We start from the raw sequence: 5,536 nt of genomic DNA on the forward strand, positions 1-5,536 counted from the left end.
AGTTAAGTGTCGGCCGTGGGTGTCTATAGATAGACAAGGTAGACACTCAATTGTCCTCTCGGAAATAATACTTCGTATTATTTCAACTTTGTTCCATTCTCATCTTGAACTATTAAGTTTCTTTTCATAAGTCCACCTAAAGCATTCTTGAAATTATTTTTACTTACATGAAAAGCATCGTATATTTTTTCTGGTGAACTCTTATCATTAAAGGGCATAAAGTTATCATGAGCTTTTAAGTATTCTAAAATTGAGTCTTGAAGTTCAGTTCTCTCAATTTTACCAGATTTTCTCGGAGTAAGTCCTAATTTGCCGTCCTCATAGATCTTAAGCACAGTTAAATCCAACACATCTCCAGGGTTAATCTCAGAAAAGTATTCGTGTTTTAAAATGACTCCTCTATACATATTATCTACAGCTACCATGGCGCTTTTATTAGTTTGAAATCCATAAACAATACCTTTAACATGGTCCCCAGATGCATATTTATCAGTATCTTCTAAGTGTCTATCAATATCAGTAGTAGCCGCTATTCTTCCGGTTTTATCCAAATAAATATAAAATAAATAGAATTTGTTATTCTGCAATCCATAGAGTTTTTCTTTAAATGGCACTAATATATCTCGTTCTAGACCAAAGTCAACAAAGCTTCCAATTTTAGTGGTAGAAACTACTTTAAGATAAGCTAATTCTCCAACTGTAGCTAGAGGTCTCTTTAAGGTAGCAATTATTCTGTCCTTTGAATCTCTATAAATAAAAGCTTCAACCTCGTCGCCTATGTTAAGAGCTTTACCTAGTGCACTTTTGTTTGGAAGTAGTACATCATCACTAGTATTCCCTGTACCAGCATCTAAATAGTATCCAAAATCTGCTCTTCGTACAATCTTCAGTTTATTAAAGTCACCTATTTTTATCAAATTAATTACCTCACTTCATATGTGTTTTTAATTTTTCTTAGTATTTCTTATTTTAACACAGTTTAAAAATTTTGCGACACAAAATTTTTATGAGAGGACAATGGACAGAGGACAAACGCTGTCCTCTGTCCTCTAAAAAATGCTTCGCATTTTTCTTAAAAGGTGCTATAATACTTTGGTGAAAAGTGAGTGAGGTGTATAATTTAAAATGAGCAATATAGCAGGAAAAGGCTGTGAAATTTTAGTTCCAGAAGAAGAAAGAAAACCACTTCAAGAAATAGAGCGTAGTATTACTAAGAGATATAGAAAACATATTTGGTCAAAATTTGTTAAAGCGGTTAAAGACTTTAAATTAGTAGAAGATGGAGATAGGGTCGCAGTAGCAATTTCAGGAGGAAAGGATAGTATGCTTATGGCGAAGCTTTTTCAAGAGCTGAAACGTCATGGGCAGATGAATTTTGAGTTAGAATTCATTGCCATGGACCCAGGGTATCATCCAGATATAAAAAAGTTGTTAATTAGTAACTGTGAATATTTAAATATACCTATTCATATTTTTGAATCAGGAATTTTTGAGGTAGTAGATCGTATAGCACAGGATTATCCTTGTTATATGTGTGCAAGAATGCGTAGAGGATCTTTATACAATAAAGCTAAGGAATTAGGTTGTAACAAGCTTGCCTTAGGACATCATTTTAACGATGTCATTGAAACTACCTTATTAAATGTTTTGTATTCAGGGAACTTTAGGACAATGATGCCGAAATTAAAGTCTACTAACTTTGAAGGAATAGAACTTATAAGGCCGCTCTATTATATACATGAAGATTATATTAAAAAGTTCATTCAAAACAGCGGCATTTGGCCATTAAACTGTGCATGTATGGTAGCTGCTGAAAAAATAGGAAACAAGAGATACGAAATTAAGGATTTAATTGAATCTGTAAAAAAAGATTTTAAAGATGTAGAAAAATCTATCTTTAGATCTGCTCAAAATGTAAATATGAATTCTATTTTAGGGTGGCAGAAAGATGGAGAAAATTATTCATTTTTAGATGTATATGATGAAGAATAATTTTGGAGGAATTTATGCTGAAAATATGGGGAAAAATAATTAAGAATGGGAAAATCATAAGAGATGAAGTTGCAATCTCGGAGGTGCAGGGAAGTTATCAAGAAAACTTAAAGATATGCATAACAGAACTGTGTAATGTATTTGATATACCTAAACCTTATTGGCTGCCTAGTAATTTAGATGAATATAACAGAAGAGGAAAGACAATATTTAATCAACATAACTTTGTAGAAGAGTTAGATTTCGACAGATTTGTAATAGAGGAACTGGATGCAGAAAGGGATTAATACGACTAGTGAATAAATTTATGACTAAAAAATTTACTAAAAACTATTGTATAAATATAAAAATTGTTGTATAATAATTCAAGAATGAATTTTGAAGTATTATTCAATGATAAAAATTTAGGGGGAAATTAAAATGTTAAAAGGAAGTTTAAAGAAGTTATTGTCAATATCTTTAATTGTAGGTACAATGCTTACTCTTGGTGCTTGCGGAAACAAACAAGAGGCATCAAACAGTGGATCACAGGATAAAGCGCAATCACAAACTATGCAAAAGATACTGAAAAACAAGAAGCTTGTTCTTGGAACTAGTGCAGATTATCCACCATATGAATTCCATAAATCAGTTAATGGAAAAGACGAAATAGTAGGTTTTGATATTGAAATAGCAAAGCAAATAGCAAAAGATATGGGTGTGGAACTTGAAATAAAAGATATGAAATTTGATGGATTACTTGCAGCTCTAGATCAAGGAAATATTGATATTATCGTATCTGGAATGACTCCAACTGAAGAAAGAAAGAAGAATGTAGATTTTTCCAACATATATTACAAAGCAGTTCAAACTGTAGTTATAAGAACTGCGGATAAAGATAAGTTTAAATCAATAGCTGATTTAAAAGGAAAAAGAGTAGGTGTTCAAAAAGGAGCAATACAAGAAGAAATAGCAAAGAAACAAATGCCAGACTCTCAAGCTGTAGCACTTGGAAAAATATCAGATTTAGTAATGGCACTTCAGAACAACAGAGTTGATGCAGCTATAATAGAATCACCAGTTGCAACATCAAATGCTAATGCAAACAAAGATATAATGATATCACAAGATGTAAAACTTACAACTGACGATGCAGGTGCTGCTGTAGCTATCAAAAAAGGAAGTCAAGATGTAGTAGACGCTGTAAACAAAACATTAGATAAACTAGTTAAAGACAAGAGCATTGATAAATTTGTTACTGATGCAACTAATTCAGTAGAAGCAAAATAAATTACTATAATATAGACAATCAGCACAGAACATATACTATGAGAATTATTGGTAATGTTTGGAATGCGTGAATGTATCTTTAGAGGACAATTGAGAGAGGACAGTGAAGGTGAGTTTTCTTCCTTACGTCAGAAAACTAATTTGTTTTTTTAGGCTTGTTTTGCTAAAGCGAAACATCACTCATAAGCAGAGAGAACTCCTGTGAAACAAGAGAGCAGGAGTTTCTTTTAAATTAAAGATTTTTCGTAGCGCAGCGGAGAAAAATCCTCCTTCAATGTCCTATGTCAATTGTACTCTGTCCTCTAAAAGTATCTTAACTTTTTATCAATAAATATTTTTTATGGGTTAATTTTTGACTGTGTGTATCTATAACCAGGGGAGGATTTACATTGGATTTTAGTTTTTTATCTAAATATTATATGTTTTTTATAAATGGAGTTAAATATACCATATTTCTAGCATTCTTCGCAGTTTTAATTGGTGTAGTGCTTGGAATTTTCTTAGCTCTGATGAGATTATCAAAGAAAAAGATTTTAAATGTAATAGCAGCTGCTTATATAGAATTTATAAGAGGAACACCAATTCTTGTACAATTATATATTGTATTTTATGGTCTTCCACATGTTGGCGTTAACCTGCCGGATTTTATTGCCGGTATTGTGGCTTTATCCGTTAACAGTGGTGCATATGTAGCAGAAATAATACGTGCTGGAATACAAGCTGTAGATAAAGGTCAAATGGAAGCAGCAAGATCTATCGGTATGACTCAGGGAATGGCTATGAGATATATAATTATACCTCAAGCTATTAAAAATATTCTACCTGCACTAGGTAATGAGTTTATAACTGTAATTAAGGAATCTTCAATAGCATCAATAATAGGTATACATGAACTTATGTATAATGCTGATACTGTAAGAGGTAATATATTTAAGCCTTTTGAACCTTTAATTGCAGCAGCTATATTATACTTTTTAATGACATTTACACTTTCTAAGATAGTAGGTTCCTTTGAAAGGAGAATGAAAACAAGTGATTAAGGTAAAAGATTTGCATAAAAAGTTTGGTAAATTACATGTTCTTAAAGGAATAAACATAGGAATAGACCAAGGTGAAGTTGTCGTTGTTATAGGACCTAGTGGTTCCGGGAAAAGTACATTTTTAAGATGCCTTAACTTACTAGAAGAACCAACAGAGGGCGAAATCATATTTGAAGGAATATCAATAACGGACAAAGGCACTGATATAAATAAATTAAGACAAAAAATGGGTATGGTTTTCCAACAATTTAACCTGTTTCCTCATTTAAGTGTATTGGATAACATTACTATAGGACCTAAAAAACTAAAAGGTATGTCTGATGAAGAAGCTAAAAAGGTTGCGTTTGACTTATTAAAAAGAATAGGTCTTGATGATAAGGCAAGCAGTTATCCAGGACAATTATCTGGAGGTCAAAAGCAAAGAATAGCTATAGCTAGAGCTCTTGCTATGGCTCCAGATGTAATGTTATTCGATGAGCCAACTTCAGCACTTGACCCAGAAATGGTTGGAGAAGTTCTTGATGTTATGAAAGAACTTGCAGCAGAAGGTATGACAATGGTTGTTGTTACTCACGAAATGGGCTTTGCAAGGGAAGTTGGAGACAGAGTGCTATTCATGGATCAAGGGAATATAATAGAAGAAAACGTACCAGAGGAATTATTCAAAAATCCTCAACATTCAAGAACTAAGGATTTCTTAGCAAAAGTATTATAAAAACACTAAGGACTGTTGTGCTATATAAACATCTATGGCCGAAAGTTAACTTACACTCCGGGATATGTTCCCAAGCTTCGACACTATAAAAACTTTTTGCCAATCTAAAGCTCAGTATTTTGAAAATCTAAGAAACTTTTATAAACTCGTACCTCAAACATATAAAGGTTTCTAAGATTGTCTAAAATACTGAGCTAAGATTGACTAAAAAGTTTTTATATGTGTTTTCAGCTTTGGGAACATATCCCTACGTGTAAGTTAACTTTCTGGTCTAGTTGTTTATGTAGTGTAACAGTTCTTTTTTTTATGCATATGAATTGTAAGGATATTCAAGTATGATAATCTTATTAATAGATAATTTGACAAAATAAATTATTTAGCATATAAATTAAATATGCTAAATAATTTATTTTGTCAAATTATCTATTAATAAGATTATCATACTTGAATATCCTTACAATTCATATGCATAAAAAAAAGAACTGTTACACTACATAAACAACTAGACCAGAAAGTTAAC

General features: G+C 31.9%; 6 protein-coding genes. 5 read left to right on the top strand and 1 reads right to left on the bottom strand.

Translation table 11 applies throughout. The annotated features are described in order from the left end of the window. Positions 1–77: 77 nt before the first annotated feature. Entirely contained in the window at positions 78–917 is an 840-nt protein-coding gene (locus tag I6U48_RS29235) for a CvfB family protein (RefSeq protein WP_218324034.1), read from the bottom strand. A 208-nt stretch (positions 918–1,125) separates the two neighbouring features. Between I6U48_RS29235 and I6U48_RS29240 the strand changes: the two genes are divergently transcribed. The 5 genes from I6U48_RS29240 (at position 1,126) to I6U48_RS29260 (ending at position 5,016) form a co-directional block, all read left to right on the top strand. Then, a complete protein-coding gene (locus I6U48_RS29240) occupies positions 1,126–1,992 on the top strand; it encodes a tRNA 2-thiocytidine biosynthesis TtcA family protein (RefSeq protein WP_218324035.1) in 867 nt (288 codons plus the stop codon). Between the two features lie 14 nt (positions 1,993–2,006). Continuing rightward, a complete protein-coding gene (locus I6U48_RS29245; RefSeq protein ID WP_218324036.1) occupies positions 2,007–2,279 on the top strand; it encodes a hypothetical protein in 273 nt (90 codons plus the stop codon). Positions 2,280–2,412: 133 nt separating this feature from the next. Continuing rightward, a complete protein-coding gene (locus tag I6U48_RS29250) occupies positions 2,413–3,261 on the top strand; it encodes a transporter substrate-binding domain-containing protein (RefSeq protein ID WP_218324037.1) in 849 nt (282 codons plus the stop codon). A 389-nt stretch (positions 3,262–3,650) separates the two neighbouring features. Then, positions 3,651–4,301 (top strand): amino acid ABC transporter permease, encoded by a 651-nt coding sequence (locus I6U48_RS29255; RefSeq protein ID WP_218324038.1) that lies wholly within the window; start codon positions 3,651–3,653, stop codon positions 4,299–4,301. After that, complete coding sequence (locus I6U48_RS29260) at positions 4,294–5,016, top strand: amino acid ABC transporter ATP-binding protein (protein WP_218324039.1); 723 nt, start codon at positions 4,294–4,296, stop codon at positions 5,014–5,016. Before I6U48_RS29255 ends, I6U48_RS29260 begins: the two co-directional genes overlap by 8 nt. The last annotated feature ends 520 nt before the right edge of the window (positions 5,017–5,536 follow it).

Origin of the sequence: Clostridium thailandense, assembly GCF_019207025.1 — a bacterium.
In the GTDB taxonomy this organism is placed as follows: Bacteria; Bacillota; Clostridia; order Clostridiales; family Clostridiaceae; genus Clostridium_AM; species Clostridium_AM thailandense.

Excerpts from the sequence above, each read along its gene's own strand:
- I6U48_RS29250 (WP_218324037.1), top strand. The coding sequence starts at position 2,413 with ATGTTAAAAGGAAGTTTAAAGAAGTTATTGTCAATATCTTTAATTGTA.
- I6U48_RS29245 (WP_218324036.1), top strand. The coding sequence starts at position 2,007 with ATGCTGAAAATATGGGGAAAAATAATTAAGAATGGGAAAATCATAAGA.
- I6U48_RS29240 (WP_218324035.1), top strand. The coding sequence starts at position 1,126 with ATGAGCAATATAGCAGGAAAAGGCTGTGAAATTTTAGTTCCAGAAGAA.